Annotated in this window: 1 pseudogene; it reads left to right on the top strand. The window is 70.3% G+C overall.

Annotated elements, in window-relative coordinates:
* Positions 1–394, top strand: a pseudogene (locus AC5WS7_RS40655) (PucR family transcriptional regulator); the annotation flags it as partial.

Here is a 394-nt window from a genome sequence, read left to right as displayed (position 1 = left end):
GCCGCCACCGACTCCGGCCTGCCCGAGCAGATCGTGGCAACCCTCACCTCGGCGCTGGCCACGATATCCACCGCGTACCTGACCGAACTCGGCGACCGGCAATCCCCCCGGCAGCGCCTGATATCAGCACTGCTCGACGGGCAGGACCCCACCGCGCTGTCCCGCGAATGCGGCATCGCCCTCGCCCGTTCCTACGCGGTGGTCGCGGTAGCGTTTCCCCTGCGCGGCCGCAACGGTCCGCTGCGTCCGGACGCGCGAACCAGGGTGACCCTCGAACTCGAACGCCGCACCGGCCGAACAGCTTTGGCGCGATTGTCCGATCAGGGCGGCACCCTGCTGATCCCCTCCCCCCTCGACGACAGCGTCCTGGACCGCATCCTCACCCGGCTCTCCT

This window comes from Nocardia sp. PLKS1-43 (assembly GCF_059510335.1).
Note: the sequence above shows the minus strand (reverse complement) of the source record. Positions and strands in the feature narration are given on the sequence as shown.